The sequence below is a fragment of the Microbacterium radiodurans genome, assembly GCF_008710705.1.
GTDB classification, from domain to species: domain Bacteria; phylum Actinomycetota; class Actinomycetes; order Actinomycetales; family Microbacteriaceae; genus Microbacterium; species Microbacterium radiodurans.
On the sequence record NZ_VYRZ01000002.1, the window covers coordinates 269,915 to 284,539 of the forward strand.

Genomic DNA, 14,625 nt, shown 5'->3' on the forward strand with positions numbered 1-14,625 from the left:
TCACTCGCCGCCGAAGGACGATGTGTCGCCGACGAGACGCGTGTTGTCCGAGGGAATGGGCTCGACCGCCGCGAGAGCCACCTCGGCGGCGAACTCCGAGACGTTGTAGAGCTTGCCGGCCGACTCGCGGCGGTCGGCGATCGCTCCGGGGTTGGCGCGCTCGAGCAGCGTGGCCGTGATGGTGCCCTCGATCATGTCGCCCGAGACGACGACGAAATCGATGCCGCGCTCGTTCAGCTCCGGGATGCGGTCGCGCAGAGCGTCCTCGCCGGCGCGCTTGGAGAGGGCGACGGGTTCGTACTCGGGCATGGTGGGCGTCGTCCGGATGAAGTGCGCCTGGTGACTGGTGACGAACACGACACGCGAGCCGTCGGAGAGCAGGGGCAGCGCGGCATCCAGGACGCCGACCTGCGCGTCGCGATTGAGAGTGAGCGCGTAGTCGGCGGCCATGCCGCCCTCCATGCCGCCCGATGCGTTCAGCACGAGCAGATCGAGGGCGCCGAACGCCTCGCGCACAGCGGCGAACATCTCGTCGACGGAGGCGCGGTCGGTCAGGTCGGCGCCGACGACGAGTACCTGCACACCCAGCGCGCGCAGCTCGGTGGCGAGCTTCTCGGCCCGCGGGGCCTTGTTGCGGAAGTTGATGACGACGTTGGCCCCGGCCTGGGCGAGATAGCGAGCCGTGTCGGCGCCGATGCCGCGAGAAGAACCGGTGACCAGAGCGGTGCGGCCGGCGAGGGTTCCGGCGGGAAGGGGCTGGGACATGTCGGCTGCTCCGGGGTGGATCGGGGTGGCGGGCCGGCGGATGCCGGACCGTCCGAGCCTACCAACCGGCCTCGCGTCGACCACCGGATGCTAGGTTCGGAAGGGAGTCGAAGGAGCGCCGATGTTGCCGGATCTCGTGCAATACCTCTGGATCGCGTGGCTCGTCCTCGCCCTGGTGTTCGTCATCGTCGAGCTGGTCACGCTCGAGTTCACGTTCCTCATGCTCGCGGCCGGAACGCTCATCGGAGGTCTCGGCACGAACCTCCTGAGCGCACCGTGGTGGCTGCAGGTGGCTGCCGCGGCCGCGGTCTCGGCGCTTCTGCTCTTCACGATCCGGCCGCTGCTTCTGCGCGCCCTGCACCGGAGCAGCGTCGCGGTGCGCACGAACGTCGATGCGCTCGCCGGCATCGGCGGCCGCGCGGTGGCACCGTTCGTCGACGGAGCGGGCTCCGTCAAGCTCGACAACGGCGAGACCTGGACGGCGCGTGTCGCTGCCGGAGCCTCGTCCCCCGTCGTCGGCGCGCCGGTGGTCGTGCTGGCCGTGCGCGGCGCGACCGTCGTCGTCGAACTCGCCGACGCGGCACGGGCCGCCCCCGGCGGCGCATCCCCGCACGGCGAGAGCCCCCTCCCCGACGATAAGGACTCCCCCCATGGTTGACATCGGCCCCTTCATCGGACAGATCTTCGTGATCGTCCTGCTGGTCGTCCTGGCGATCTTCGTGATCGTCGTCCTCTTCCGCGCGATCCGGATCATCCCGCAGGCCTACGCGGGCGTCGTGGAGCGGCTCGGCCGGTACCAGCGAACCCTGGCACCCGGCCTGAACCTGCTCGTTCCCTTCATCGATCGGGTCCTGCCCCTGGTCGACATGCGCGAGCAGGTCGTCTCCTTCCCGCCGCAGCCCGTCATCACCGAGGACAACCTCGTCGTCTCCATCGACACGGTCGTCTATTTCCAGGTCACCGACGCGCGCGACGCCACCTACGAGATCAACAACTACCTCGGCGCCGTCGAGCAGCTCACGACGACCACGCTCCGCAACGTCGTCGGCGGACTGAACCTCGAGCAGGCGCTCACGAGTCGTGATGAGATCAACAGCCGCCTGCGCCTCGTCCTCGACGAGGCGACGGGCAAGTGGGGCATCCGCGTGTCGCGGGTTGAGCTCAAGGCGATCGAGCCCCCCACATCCATTCAGGACTCCATGGAGAAGCAGATGCGCGCGGAACGCGACCGCCGCGCCGCGATCCTCACCGCGGAGGGTTCCAAGCAGTCGCAGATCCTCGAGGCGGAGGGCCGCCGGCAGGCCGAGATCCTGCGCGCGGAGGGCGACAAGCAGGCGCAGATCCTCCGCGCCGAGGGCGAGTCCGCCGCGATCGAGTCGGTGTTCCGAGCGATCCACGCCGGCAACGCGGACGACAAGCTCCTCGCCTACCAGTACCTCCAGACGCTGCCGAAGATCAGCGAGAGCTCCTCCAGCAAGCTCTGGATCATCCCGAGCGAGTTCACCGACGCGCTCAAGGGGCTGAGCAACGGCTTCAGCGCGGGGCGGGGTACGCCCACTCCCCCGACCGCTCCGTGACGCACCCGTTCCTCTCGGATCCGCCGCCGCGGATCCTCGCGCACCGCGGCTTCGTCCCGGCGGATGCCGAGGGCATCGTCGAGAACTCCTTCGCCGCCGTCGCCGCCGCTCACGCCCTGGGCATCGGCATCGTCGAATCGGATTGTCACCTGAGCGCCGATGGCACCGTCATCCTGTTCCACGACGTCGACCTGTCGCGGGTGACCGGCGATCCGCGGCGGGTCTCGGAGGTCGGCGACCGCGAGCTCGAGGACCTCATGTCCGAGCGCGGCGGGCTGATCACCCTCGTCCAGGCGCTCGACGCCTTTCCCACGCTGCGGTTCAATCTCGATGTGAAGGCGGATGCCGCCGCCGAAGCGGTGGGACGGACGGTGGCCCCATTCGCGGACCGGGTCCTCGTCACGAGCTTCGACGACGGCCGCCGACGGCGCGCGCTGGGAGCCGCGGCCGAGGCCGGCGCGACGCCGGCGACGTCCGCCGGGAGCGTGCGCACCGCCGCGATCGTCGCCGCCGTCGCGACGCGTCTGCCGGTGCTCATCCGACGAGCGTTCCGCGGTCTCGACGCCCTGCAGGTTCCCGAGCGACGAGGTCCGCTCCGCATCGTCACTCCCGCCGTGATCCGCTGGGCGCACCGGTGCGGCGTGGAGGTGCACGTGTGGACCGTGAACGACGCCGCGGACATGCGTCGTCTGCTCGCGGCGGGTGTCGACGGGATCGTCACCGACCGCGCCGATCGTGCTCTGCACATCCTCTCCGGACGTCCGTGATCCGATCACTCTGAACATCGGCTGTGAAAGCCGACCGATGCACGGTCGTTCGGATGATGCACACAGCCGCGCACGTTACAACTGATAGCCGACGAGAGGACCACACAATGGCAGACCGCAGTTTGCGCGGCATCCGACTCGGCGCCTCGAGCCTACAGAGCGAAGAGGGCGTCGTCTTCCACGATCGCGTCAACCACACGTACGTGTGCTCGCGCTGTTCACACGAGACCGTCATGACGTTCGCGGCCGACGCCGAAGCACCCGAGACCTGGGAATGCCGCGCCTGCGGCGCCGAGGCTCTGCTCCGCGTGGGCGAGACCGTCGTCGAGGTCGACCACTCGGGCGACAAGACCGCCCGCACCCACTGGGACATGCTGCTCGAGCGCCGGACGATTCCCGAGCTCGAGGAGCTGCTCGAAGAGCGCCTCGCGCTGCTTCGCGAGCGTCGCGGCTCGAAGCTCAGCGCCTGACCCCCCGACCTCGCGTCATCAGCGCCGGCTCTCACGGGGGCCGGCGCTGATTCGTGTTCCGTCGCGGCTCGGGCCACTCCCCGTCATCCGGGCCCCGATGCAAGGAATCGTGCGCGACACCCGGTTGACGGACCGTCTGTCTCGGCGCGTCGCACACCACGCCTTGCGATGCGGCACGGCCCCGGCATCCGAGCCTCAGCCGCGAGGGCGGCGCCGGAGTCGGCGTCCGCCGATCGTGCCCCGCATGCGTCCGACGGCGCCGAGCGCGACGAGCACGAGGATGCTGCCCCATCCGAGCAGCGCCTGCACGCCGCCGCCGATGATCGACGCCGGGGTGAGCCCCGTGCGCAGCGGCACCTCGGTCAGCATCGCACCCGCCTCGGCGGCAGGAAGGCCATCGATCTCCGACCCGTCGGGAGCGATGACCTGGCTCGTCCCCACGGTCGAGATGTTCACGACGGAGCGTCCGGTCTCGATCGCGCGCATCCGCGCGAATGCCAGCTGCTGGAGGTTCTCGTCGGTGTCGCGGAAGTCGGCGTTGTTCGTCTGGAAGACGTACAGCTGGGCACCGTCCCGGGCTCCCGACCAGATGACGTCGTCGTAGAGGACGTCGAAGCAGATGGCGAGCCCGACGCCGACACCGTCCACATCGATGAAGGGCGCATTCGTGCCGGGCGTGTACTCCCGTTGGATGAGCGAGATGAGGTCCGGAACGATCAGCTCGAAGAACCATCGGTCGGGGACGTACTCCCCCATCGGCACCGGTCGCGACTTGTCGTGCAGGGCGACCGGGTTGTCGCCGCCCGCCTCCCAGAGCATCGACGTGTTGTAGATGTCCTCGCCGCGCGTCGTCGCCGCGTTCACGAGGAGTGGCGCGTCCGCACGGCGGGCCAGCCGATCGAGCGTCGAGGCGACGGAGGTGTTCGACAGCGGGTCGCCGTCGATGCCCCCCTCCGGCCAGACGAGCAGGTCCAGGGGTTCGCCCAGCAGCGGTTCGGTCGCGTCGAGCTGAGCGCGGAAGACGTCGTAGCGCTCACGCTGGTCGAAGTAGCCGGCGGGTCCGTCGCCCTGCACCGACCCGACGCGGTAGGTCCCGGCATCCGTCGTCGGGAAGGCGGGGACGACTACCAGCAGCACGAGTGCGGCCGCAGTCGGCACGACGCCGATCATCCGCCGGAAGCCGCCGAGCCGGACCCACTCGAGGGCGGCGGCCACCACGAAGACGATGAGGAAGGTGAGGCCGGAGACTCCCGTCCACGACGCGATGTGCGCCAGCGGGCTCTCGGATTGACTCATGCCGATCCGGCCCCACGGGAAGCCGGTGTACGGCCACGAGCCCATGAAGAGCTCTCGTGCCGTCCACAGGCCTGCCACGAGGGGCGGCAGCGCCATCAGTCGCGCCCGGGCGCTCGGCAGCAGACGCGGCAGCCACCGGTATGCGAGCGCCAGCGGCACCGAGCCGGCCGCGAAGAAGATCGTCTCGATGCCCGCCAGCCCGAACCACGGGACGGGTCCGAGGTAGCGGGTGATCCACGAGATGTGGATGAAGTAGAACGACGCACCGAACACGGCCCCCACCGCCACTGCGCCCCAGGCCGAGCGACCGATCAGCCCGACGAGCGAGAACGCGACGCCGATGAAGGCGAGAGGCCACCACCCGATGTCGGGGAACGCCGCGTCGAGGACGGCTCCGCCCACGAGCGCGCCGACGAGAGCCAGCCACAGCGGGATGAGCGGCCGTTCGGCGGCCGGCGGAGCGTCGGGCACGCTTCGAGCCTAAACGCCCGAGTAGGCGACGATTCCCCGTCGTACCGCGTCGAGTGCGTCGCGCGCGGTCGAGGCGAGCGAGGCGTCGGCCACGAGGGAGAGCTGATCGAGCAGGTCGATCGTCTGCTTGGCCCAGCGGACGAAGTCGCCCGCCGCCATGTCGGCTTCGAGCAGGACGCGATCGAGCAGCATCCCGCGCGCCCACGAGTGCATCGCGGTCGCCAACCCGGTCGCGACCGGTTCGCTGCCGGGCAGCCGGTGATCGCGTTCGAGGTCGTCGAGCACGGCCCAGAGCTCCTGCGTCTCCGACAGCGCCGTGCGGAACGCACCCCGCGGCAGGCCGTACTCGCCCGGACCGTCGCCCTCGCGCCGCGGCTCGTAGACGAGGCAGCATGCGAGGGCTGCGAGCGCGGGCGCGTCGAGCCGATCCCACAACCCACGACGCAGCGCCTCGGCGACGAGGAGATCGCGTTCGCCATAGATGCGACGCATCGTGCCGCCCGCCGCGGTGAGTGTGGTCCGGCCCTCGGAGTCGACCGAGACGTAGTCGAGTTCGGAGAGGACGTCGACGACCCGGTCGAAGACGCGGGCGACGGTTCCGGTGCGCGACTCGATCTGCTGGCGGAGCCTCTGCACGTCGCGGCGAAGCCGCCAGTAGCGCTCCGCCCAGCGGGCGTGATTCTCGCGATCGGGACACTCGTGACACGGATGCCGCTGCATCCGTCGGCGGAGGTCCTGCAGCTCGTTCTGTCGCCGCTGCCGGATCTTCGCGGGAGCCGTCCGATCGTTGCGGTTGAGCTTCTCGAGGTCGCTGAGGTCGCGCCGGATGCCGGAGTACTCGGCGAAGTCGCCGCGGTCGCAGGTCATCGCGTCGGCGTATCCCGCGAGGCTCTGCTCCTTCTCGCGCGCCTGGCGCGCGATCCCGACGACGGAGCGGTCGGCCTGGAACTGCGCGAACGACGATTCCAAGACCTCCCGCGCGCGGTCGCGACCGAACTGATCGATGAGGTTGACGGCCATGTTGTACGTCGGCCGGAAGCTCGAGTTCAGCGGATACGTGCGCCTCGACGCGAGAGCGGCGACCGACTGCGGGTCGAGCGACTCGGTCCACTGGATGACGGCGTGGCCCTCGACGTCGATGCCGCGGCGTCCCGCGCGACCGGTCAGCTGCGTGTACTCGCCGGAGGTGATCGCCACGCGGGCCTCGCCGTTGAACTTCTCGAGCTTCTCGAGCACCACCGTACGCGCCGGCATGTTGATGCCGAGAGCGAGCGTCTCCGTCGCGAAGACCACTTTCACGAGCTTGCGTTTGAAAAGCTCCTCGACGACCTCCTTGAACGCGGGCAGCAGGCCCGCGTGGTGCGCCGCGACTCCGCGCTCGAGGTTGTCGCGCCACTCCCAGTAGCCGAGAACCGCCAGGTCCTCCTCGGCGAGGGCGCGCGTGCGATCCTCGACGATCTCGCGGATCTCGGTACGCTCCTCGGCGGTTGTCAGGCGCACGCCGGATCGACGCACCTGCTGGACCGCCGCGTCGCATCCGACCCGGCTGAAGATGAAGAAGATCGCGGGCAGGAGGTTCGAGCGCGCGAGCAGCGAGACGACCTCGGGGCGATCGATCCGCTCCATGCGCGGAGCGTACGCGGCACGGGTGCCCCCTCGTCCCCCGCGTTGCGCATTGCGATGCGCGTCGCCGTCCCGGCGACCCGAGCCGCGCTGATCGCGTCGGCGGTCGGACGAGAACTGCTGGCCTTTCGGCGATCGCAGCCGGAGCAGCTCCTGATTGACCTGGGATGCCGCGGCCCCCGCGCGCTCGTCGAACAGCGGCAGGAGGTCGCCGCGGACCAGCACATGCTGCTCGAGGGGAACGGGACGGGTCTCGGAGACCACGACGTCGGTGTCGCCGCGCACGGTGTCGAGCCAGTCGCCGAACTCCTCCGCGTTGGAGACCGTCGCGGACAGCGCGATCATGCGCACCGAGCGGTGCAGATGGATGATGACCTCCTCCCACACGGCGCCGCGGAAGCGGTCGGCGAGGTAGTGCACCTCGTCCATCACGACGAACTGCAGACCACGAAGGGCCGGCGAGTCCGCGTAGAGCATGTTGCGGAGCACCTCGGTCGTCATGACGACGATGCGGGCGCTGCCGTTGATGTTCGTGTCCCCCGTGAGGAGGCCGACCTCGTCCGCCCCGTAGACGTCGACGAGTTCGCGGAACTTCTGGTTCGACAACGCCTTCATGGGCGTCGTGTAGAACGCCTTGGCGCCGGGCTCGCGCATCGCGAGGTGCACGGCGAACTCCCCGACGATCGTCTTGCCCGCCCCCGTGGGCGCGGCGACGAGAACACTGCGCCCGTCTTCGAGCGACTGGCATGCCGCGACCTGGAACGGGTCGAGTTCGAAGCGCTGCCGTGCGGCGAAGGCCGCCGTCAACGGATGCGCCCGCGCCGATTGCGCCGCGAGATACCGGGCGGCCGGGCTTCCGTCGCTCACGCGAGGGGTCCCGCGGTCGGCGCAGGCGATGGCGCCGTCAGATCGGGCCTCCGCCGGGAACGACGGAAGTCGAGCAGCAGCGAGAGACCGGCTGCCGCGAAGTACAGGATGGTCAGGATCACGGCGAGCATCAGCATGCTCACGATGTCGGCGGCCGGGGTGGCCAGTCCGGAGAACACCACCGCGACGAGGATGGCGACGCGCCAGCCTTTGAGGATCGCCTTGCCGCTCATGATCCCCGCGAAGTTCAGCGCCACGAGGAAGACGGGGATGACGTACGCGACGCCCACCACGAGAAGCAGCTTGAAGACGAAGTCGTAGTAGTACTTGCCCTCGTAGAAGTTCGACGAGCCGTCCGGGGAGAACGTCGCCATGATCTCGACGATGTGGGGCATGACGAGCCAGCCCGTGAAGACGCCGCCGAAGAAGAGCGGCACCGCCGCCGAGACGAAGCCGATCGTGTAGCGGACCTCCTTCTTCGTGAGGCCCGGCATGAGGAACGCCCAGATCTGCCACAGCCACACCGGTGCCGACAGGAGGATGCCCACCGAGAACGAGATCCGCAGACGCATGTCGAAGGGGCCAGTGATCGTCGAGTACATCAGGGTCACCGCCTGGCTCTCCTCGGCGCTCCGCTGCGCCGCGACGACACGGATCGGCTCCGTCATCGCCCAGATGATCCAGTCGGTGAGGAAGAAGGACGCCACCATCGACACCACGAGGGCGATGGCCCCGATCATGAGTCGCTTGCGCAGCTCGACGAGATGCTGCGCAAGCGACATGCGCTTGTCGCGCCGCGGAGCTTCGCTCGCCCCGAAGGACGCGCGTTCAGCCGTCACCACGGACGTCAGGGCGAGGGCGTGGCGGGACCGCTCCGGGGTTCCGCCGGCTTCTCGACGGGGGCCGCGTCAGCGGTGGTGGTCGGGGTGCCGGTCGCGCCGTCGTCGTCCTTCATCGCCTTCATCTCGCCCTTGAAGATGCGGGCGGACTGTCCCATGCTCTTGGCGAGCGCCGGCAGCTTCGCAGCACCGAACAGGAGCAGGATGACGATGAGAAGGATCCACAGGTGCGGCCCTGCGAGCAGATTGCCCATGACGTCTCCTCGTCGTTTGTTTCGGTCAGTCTAACCCGGCCGAACCGGGGGTCAGCCGTATTGGGCGAGACCCGCGCGTGCCCAGTCGACCGCCGCCGCAGCAGCTTCGGAGGGTCCGACGATCTCCACCGCACCGCCCGAGCGCGCGACGAGACGTTTGAGCGACCGCGGGTCGGCGACGTGGATGCGGGCTGTCCGCCACTCGCCTGTGCCGCTGACGTCGGCGCGGGCGAGATACTCGCCGAGCAGCGCTTCCTGCCCGCGGCGGTACCGGAGCTGAGCGAGGGATTCGTCGGCGCTCGGCTCGAACAGCTCGGGCACCGGTTCACCCGAATGGGTGGCCGCGATCTCGGTGAGGACGGCCTCGCTCACGCGGTCGAGGTGGAACGTGCGCATCGCCTCGCGCGTGTGGCACCACCCCTGGAGATACCACTGCCCGGCGGAGATCGAGACCTTCACCGGGTCGACGGTGCGGGTGGTGGGTGCGGAATCCGGAGCGCGGTACGTGAACGACAGCGCGACGCCCCGACGCAGCGCCGCGGCGACGCTCTCGCGGACCTCATCGACCGGAGCGGGGGCGACGATGACGTCGGCGGGCCGGCCACCGGCTCCGCGAGCCAGCTTCGCGAGGAGGCCCTGCACGAGGTCGCTGTCTCCCACGCCCGGGAACGACACGGCGACACGCAGGCCGGCGAGCAGGGCGGCGGCCTCACGGGCGGTGAGGCGAGGCGAGCGCTCGAGACCCACGGTGTTCGTGATCACGATCCGCCCCTGCGTGTCGAGGAGATCCCAGTCGATGTCGAAGAGGTCGTTCGCCATCTGCCAGAAGCCGCTCTCACCCGGCAGCCCGATGACGGTCAGCTTCTCGACCATCGAGCGGACCTGTTCCGGAGTGACGTCGAAATCCCGCGCGGCCTCCTCGACCGTGACCTCGCCCTTCCCCACCAGGTACGGCACGAGCTGCAGGATCAGGGCCGCGCGATCGGTCGCGACCATTGGCTCCGCGGGCGTCATCGCGTGCCCTCCGAATTCGCTGCGCCCCGCAGACGCGTGATGACGGCCGCCCGGAGATCCGCCGGCTCGACCACCCGCACCTCGGGGCCGTATGAGGCGAGCTCGTCGGCGAACACCTCGGTGTCGACGTACGGGACGCGGATGCCCTGCGGGTCGGCGGTGTCGGCGACAGCCCGGCGTCCGAGCCGCACCGCCGCCTCGGTGCCGGCAGTCACCTCCAGGAGCGCGCGCTGGCGCTCGGCCAGCGCCTCGAGGCCGGCCAGCGCGCGCTCGCCCGAGCCCGCGAATTCGGCCATCTCGAACCGGGCTCGCGTGATGTCGACGGTCGAGCAGATCCGGGAGAGGAGGAACGTCCGCTCGGCCTCGACGTTCTCGTCGTAGCCGAAGACGTGCCAGCGCGCCTCGAATTCGACGAGGGCGAGGGGCCGGACCCGTCGTCGACGAGGATCCGAGGCACCCGGTCGCAAGTAGTCGAAGGTGACGACGCGCCCCTGCTCGATGGCGCGCTGCAGCGGGGCGAAAGCGGCTTCCGGGGAGTTCAGCCGCGGCGCGAAGCCGATGATCGGCTCGTCGACGTCGATGCCCAGCGAACGGATCTTCCGAAGTCCCGATCGCGCGCCGGCCGACATGGAACGCTCGCCCCACACGCCGCCCGCGAGCGTCAGGAGGGCGAGTTCCGCGGGCGTGAAGGTGATGTCCTCGGGGAGCTCGTAGTCCGACGAGGGCACGCGGTAGCGAGCCGCGCGGAGATCGTCCGGATCCATCCAGTCGCCGATCGTCTCGATCGGCACGCCGAGCGCGCGGAGGTTCTCCTTGTCGCGCTCGAACATCTTCTCGAGGGCGTCCTTGCCCGCTCCCGCCTCGGTCTGCTCCCGATAACCCGAGACCGACCCGAGGATGGTGTCCTTCGTCAGGCCCTGCTCCGTCGCCATCAGGGCGACGACGAGGTTGACCAGGCGCTCCTCGGGGGGAACGCGGAGAGCGGGTGACGGCACCCAGTCATTCTAGGCGGCGTCGATGGGCCGCGACCGGTCAGGCCGGCGCGTCGAGCCCGAGCACGTCGATGACGAACACGAGAGTCGCCCCTCCCGGTATCGCGCCCTGACCGGCGTCGCCGTAAGCCTGGTCCGGAGGGATCACCGCCAGGATCTGCGAACCGACCGTCGCGCCGCGGAGCGCGTCGGCGAAGCCGGGGATCATCGTCGACAGATCGACGGACTGCGCCCCGCTTCCCCACGTCGATTCGAAGACCTCGTGGTCGTCCCAGGTCACCCCGGTGTAGTGCACGCGAACGGGCACGTCGCCCGTCACGACCTCGCCGTCGCCCCGCTTGAGGGTCTCCACGGCGAGCTCGTCGGGGGCGTCGCCGTCGGGGACGACGATGCCGGGACGGCCGTCGGGCGCGCGCACCACCGAGGGCATGCCGGCGCGGTCGTTGAATTGATCCGCGCCGTCGGCCGCGGCCAGGTACACCTTCTGGAGATCGAGGACGACGACCGTCGAGGCGTCCTCGCCGATACCGAAGCGCGAGCGCGTGTCGGCGGCGACGTCGTCCGGGCCGAGCGCCATGACGATCCGCGAGCCCTCCGTCGCGCAGTCCAGGGCGTCGACGAGACCGGGGAAGGTCTCCTGCCAGCTGTCGACGGGGTATACCTGCGAGAGGTCGCCCGTGTAGCCGGATGCGGCGACCGTCGTTCCCGACGAGCCGTCGATGACCGTGAGGTCGAACACCACGTCCTGCGTGTCGGAGGTGACCGCTTCGCCCTCGCCGACGATACGGTCCGCGACCGACGTGGAGCCGACGTGGACGGGGGCGGTCAGCGAGATGTCCGGGCGCGTGCCCACGGCGGTGTCGCCCACCTGCACGAGATCCAGCGCACTCGAGGCCGGCAGGTCGCGTGTGCAGGATGCGACGCTCGACGAGCCCGTCGAGCAGGCCGTCAGAGCGAGCACGGACAGGGAGAGAGCGCCGGCGGCGGCGAGGATCCTACGCACCGCAGCAGTCTACGCGGACTCGCCGTCGCCGCCCGACGCCGCGATCCGAGCGCCGTCGGCCGCGCGCTGGGCCTCGCGGACGCGCTTGCGGAGATTCTTGTCGGTGATCTCGCGGTCGCCGACGGCTCCCGGAGTCCACATCTCGACGTCGTCATCGGCGTAGGTCGGCTTCTTCAAAGCCCGCTTGCGCACGTCGGGCGGCACGGCACCGGGTGCGAGGCGGCGCGCGGTCAGCAGGAAGCCGGTGTGGGCGACCATCCGGTGGTCCGGGCGCACGGCGAGGCCCTGCACGTGCCACCCGCGGATCATCGTCTCGGAGGCCTCGGGGTCGGTGAACAGCCCGGTGCCGCGGATGAACTCCGCGACACGGCTGAGCTGGGTGGCGGTCGCGATGTAGCAGAGCACGACTCCCCCGGGTGCCAGAGCGTCCGCCACGACGTCGATGCACTCCCAGGGCGCGAGCATGTCGAGGACGACGCGGTCGACCGATCCGGGCTCGACGGCGCCGGGCAGCTCCTCGACGAGGTCGCCGACGACGACGTCCCAGTTGTCGGGCAGGCCACCGGTGAACGTCGTCACGTTCGCCGTGGCGACCTCGGCGAACTCCTCGCGTCGCTCGAACGAACGCAGCCGCCCCGTCGACCCGATGGCGCGCAGGAGCCACAGCGACAGCGCACCCGAGCCCACGCCGGCCTCGACGACCGTGGCTCCGGGGAAGATGTCGCCCGCCGCGAGGATCTGCGCCGCGTCCTTCGGATAGACGATGGCGGCGCCGCGGGGCATCGACATCACGAAGTCGCGCAGCAGTGGCCGCAGCGCGAGATACTCGTGGCCGCCGCTGTTGACGGCGACCGAGCCGTCAGGCTGGCCGACGAGCGCCTCGTGCCGCAGAACGCCGTGGTGGGTGTGGAGCTCGCCGCCCTCCCGCAGGGTGATGGTGTGCATCCGGCCCTTCGGCCCCGTCAGCTGCACGCGGTCGCCGTAACGGAACGGACCGCGGGGCTGCAGATCTTCGGTCATGATCGGTCTCCGGTTCGGTGCTCGGCGAAAAGGGCGGCGAGGTCCGCGACGGTGCGGCCCTCGAGCGTGTCCCAGAGGGCATGCGCCCCGACGCCCTCGAGAGGCACCATGAGGGGGACGCCGATGCTCACGGCCCCGGAGGCCACGGCGGCGCGCAGGCCGTTCGGGGAGTCCTCGATCGCGACGGCGTCCGCCACATCGACGCCGAGAGCCTCGCACGCCTGCAGATATCCGTCCGGATGGGGCTTCGGGCGCCGCGCATCGTCTCCGGCGATGACCGCGTCGAAGGCGTCGAACGGCATCGCCGACACGACGGTATCGGCCATCCGGCGCATCGACATGGTGACGAGAGCCGTCTTGATGCCGGCCTCGCGAAGGCCGCGCAGCAGCTCGAGAGCACCCGGCCGGAACGGGTTGCCGTCGGTGCGGAGCTGCTGCGAGACGGTCTCGGTGAGGTGGTCGATGATGTCGTCGGCAGCCATCTGCACGCCGGCGTCCTGAAGGATGCGGGCGGAGTCGTGGAGTCCGAGCCCCACGAGCCCGAGCGCCTGCTCGTGGGTCCACGTGCCGCCGTGGCTCGTCACGAGCGGGCCTTCGGCGGCCATCCAGTACGGTTCGGTGTCGACGAGGGTGCCGTCCATGTCCCAGAGGACGGCGGCGGGGAGCGGCGAAGTCACTCGCCCCATGCTACCGACGGGCGGGGCACGCCGTGTCTCGGCATCGCGGCAGGCGCGGCGCCGACCCGGGGCCGCCGGGTGCGGCGTATCGTGGAGACCTGTCGCGCGGAAGGAGGACGGGTGCACACACTCGGACGGCGGGTACTGGTCGTGGCCTTCGACGGATGGAACGACGCCGGCGAGGCCGCCACGGCCGCGACCGACCAGCTTCGCGGCTCCCGCTCGTACGAGCGCGTGTTCTCGGTCGATCCCGAGCTCTACTTCGACTACATGTACTCGCGCCCTCACGTCGAGACGGATGCCGACGGCCGCCGCGCGTTGCGCTGGCCCGAAGCCACGATCTGGCGTCCGCAGGCCACCGCGCGCGGCACTCGACTGTGGATCCTGTCGGGCGCCGAGCCGGCGCGCGCGTGGAAGTCCTTCGCAGCCGACCTCATCGATGCGGCGCTGAGCGAGGACGTCACGGGGATCGTCGCCCTCGGCTCGATGATGTCGGACGTCCCCCACACCCGCCCCATCACCGTGTTCAGCAGCAGCGAGAACGACGAGCTGCGCAGCGCGCTCTCGCTCGAGCGCTCGACGTACGAGGGACCCGTCGGCATCCTGTCGGTCATCACCTCTGCCGCCGAGGAGGCCGGCATCCCGACCGCGTCGCTCTGGGCCAGCGTGCCGCACTACGTCGCGGGCCATTCGCCGTCGCCGAAGGCGACGCTCGCCCTCCTCGACAAGCTCGAGGAGATCACGGGAGCGAAGGTCGCCCGGGGCTCGCTTCCCGGCGAGGCGCTGGCGTGGGAGGCGACGATCGACGCCGCCGCGGCCGACGACGAGGAGATGACGGAGTACATCCGGCAGCTCGAGCAGACCCGCGACACGTGGGACTCACCCGAAGCGTCGGGCGAGGCGATCGCCCAGGAGTTCGAGCGCTACCTGCGCCACCGCGGCGACGGCGGCCCCGGCCCCGGGCGGGGCCGGCCGCCGCGTCGCTGAGCG

General features: G+C 70.3%; 15 protein-coding genes. 5 read left to right on the top strand and 10 right to left on the bottom strand.

Going from position 1 to position 14,625, the window contains the following annotated elements; all coding sequences use genetic code 11:
* Nucleotides 1-765, bottom strand: a complete 765-nt coding sequence (locus F6B42_RS07030) for an SDR family oxidoreductase (protein WP_150418920.1) — start codon at nt 763-765, stop codon at nt 1-3.
* A 121-nt stretch (nt 766-886) separates the two neighbouring features.
* On the opposite strand from F6B42_RS07030, the gene F6B42_RS07035 reads away from it, so the two are divergent.
* From F6B42_RS07035 to F6B42_RS07050, 4 genes are all read left to right on the top strand, one after another.
* On the top strand, nt 887-1,423 hold the full coding sequence (locus tag F6B42_RS07035; protein WP_150418921.1) for an NfeD family protein: 537 nt from the start codon (nt 887-889) through the stop codon (nt 1,421-1,423).
* Entirely contained in the window at nt 1,416-2,342 is a 927-nt protein-coding gene (locus F6B42_RS07040) for an SPFH domain-containing protein (RefSeq protein WP_150418922.1), read from the top strand. Before F6B42_RS07035 ends, F6B42_RS07040 begins: the two co-directional genes overlap by 8 nt.
* Entirely contained in the window at nt 2,339-3,109 is a 771-nt protein-coding gene (locus tag F6B42_RS07045) for a glycerophosphodiester phosphodiesterase family protein (protein WP_150418923.1), read from the top strand. Before F6B42_RS07040 ends, F6B42_RS07045 begins: the two co-directional genes overlap by 4 nt.
* A gap of 107 nt (nt 3,110-3,216) precedes the next feature.
* On the top strand, nt 3,217-3,579 hold the full coding sequence (locus tag F6B42_RS07050) for an RNA polymerase-binding protein RbpA (RefSeq protein ID WP_150418924.1): 363 nt from the start codon (nt 3,217-3,219) through the stop codon (nt 3,577-3,579).
* Nucleotides 3,580-3,774: 195 nt separating this feature from the next.
* On the opposite strand, the gene lnt is transcribed toward F6B42_RS07050, so the two are convergent.
* The 9 genes from lnt to F6B42_RS07095 form a co-directional block, all read right to left on the bottom strand.
* A complete protein-coding gene (gene lnt, locus F6B42_RS07055) occupies nt 3,775-5,346 on the bottom strand; it encodes an apolipoprotein N-acyltransferase (protein ID WP_150418925.1) in 1,572 nt (523 codons plus the stop codon).
* Nucleotides 5,347-5,355: 9 nt separating this feature from the next.
* Nucleotides 5,356-7,836 carry a DEAD/DEAH box helicase gene (locus F6B42_RS07060; protein ID WP_150418926.1) on the bottom strand — a complete coding sequence of 827 codons (2,481 nt, stop codon included), beginning with the start codon at nt 7,834-7,836 and terminating at the stop codon, nt 5,356-5,358.
* Complete coding sequence (gene tatC / locus F6B42_RS07065; protein ID WP_150418927.1) at nt 7,833-8,618, bottom strand: twin-arginine translocase subunit TatC; 786 nt, start codon at nt 8,616-8,618, stop codon at nt 7,833-7,835. The genes F6B42_RS07060 and tatC overlap by 4 nt, the downstream gene beginning before the upstream one ends.
* A 65-nt stretch (nt 8,619-8,683) precedes the next feature.
* Nucleotides 8,684-8,929: a twin-arginine translocase TatA/TatE family subunit gene (locus tag F6B42_RS07070; RefSeq protein ID WP_150418928.1), complete on the bottom strand. Its 246-nt coding sequence runs from the start codon at nt 8,927-8,929 to the stop codon at nt 8,684-8,686.
* Nucleotides 8,930-8,980: 51 nt separating this feature from the next.
* On the bottom strand, nt 8,981-9,943 hold the full coding sequence (locus tag F6B42_RS07075; protein WP_150418929.1) for a helix-turn-helix transcriptional regulator: 963 nt from the start codon (nt 9,941-9,943) through the stop codon (nt 8,981-8,983).
* Complete coding sequence (locus F6B42_RS07080) at nt 9,940-10,938, bottom strand: helix-turn-helix transcriptional regulator (RefSeq protein ID WP_150418930.1); 999 nt, start codon at nt 10,936-10,938, stop codon at nt 9,940-9,942. The genes F6B42_RS07075 and F6B42_RS07080 overlap by 4 nt, the downstream gene beginning before the upstream one ends.
* A gap of 37 nt (nt 10,939-10,975) precedes the next feature.
* The gene (locus F6B42_RS07085; RefSeq protein ID WP_150418931.1) at nt 10,976-11,938 is read right to left on the bottom strand and encodes an FKBP-type peptidyl-prolyl cis-trans isomerase; all 963 of its coding nucleotides are present in this window, start codon (nt 11,936-11,938) and stop codon (nt 10,976-10,978) included.
* Between the two features lie 9 nt (nt 11,939-11,947).
* The gene (locus F6B42_RS07090) at nt 11,948-12,958 is read right to left on the bottom strand and encodes a tRNA (adenine-N1)-methyltransferase (protein ID WP_150418932.1); all 1,011 of its coding nucleotides are present in this window, start codon (nt 12,956-12,958) and stop codon (nt 11,948-11,950) included.
* Nucleotides 12,955-13,635: an HAD family hydrolase gene (locus F6B42_RS07095; RefSeq protein WP_150418933.1), complete on the bottom strand. Its 681-nt coding sequence runs from the start codon at nt 13,633-13,635 to the stop codon at nt 12,955-12,957. Before F6B42_RS07095 ends, F6B42_RS07090 begins: the two co-directional genes overlap by 4 nt.
* A gap of 120 nt (nt 13,636-13,755) precedes the next feature.
* On the opposite strand from F6B42_RS07095, the gene F6B42_RS07100 reads away from it, so the two are divergent.
* Entirely contained in the window at nt 13,756-14,622 is an 867-nt protein-coding gene (locus F6B42_RS07100; protein WP_150418934.1) for a PAC2 family protein, read from the top strand.
* Nucleotides 14,623-14,625 lie beyond the last annotated feature (3 nt).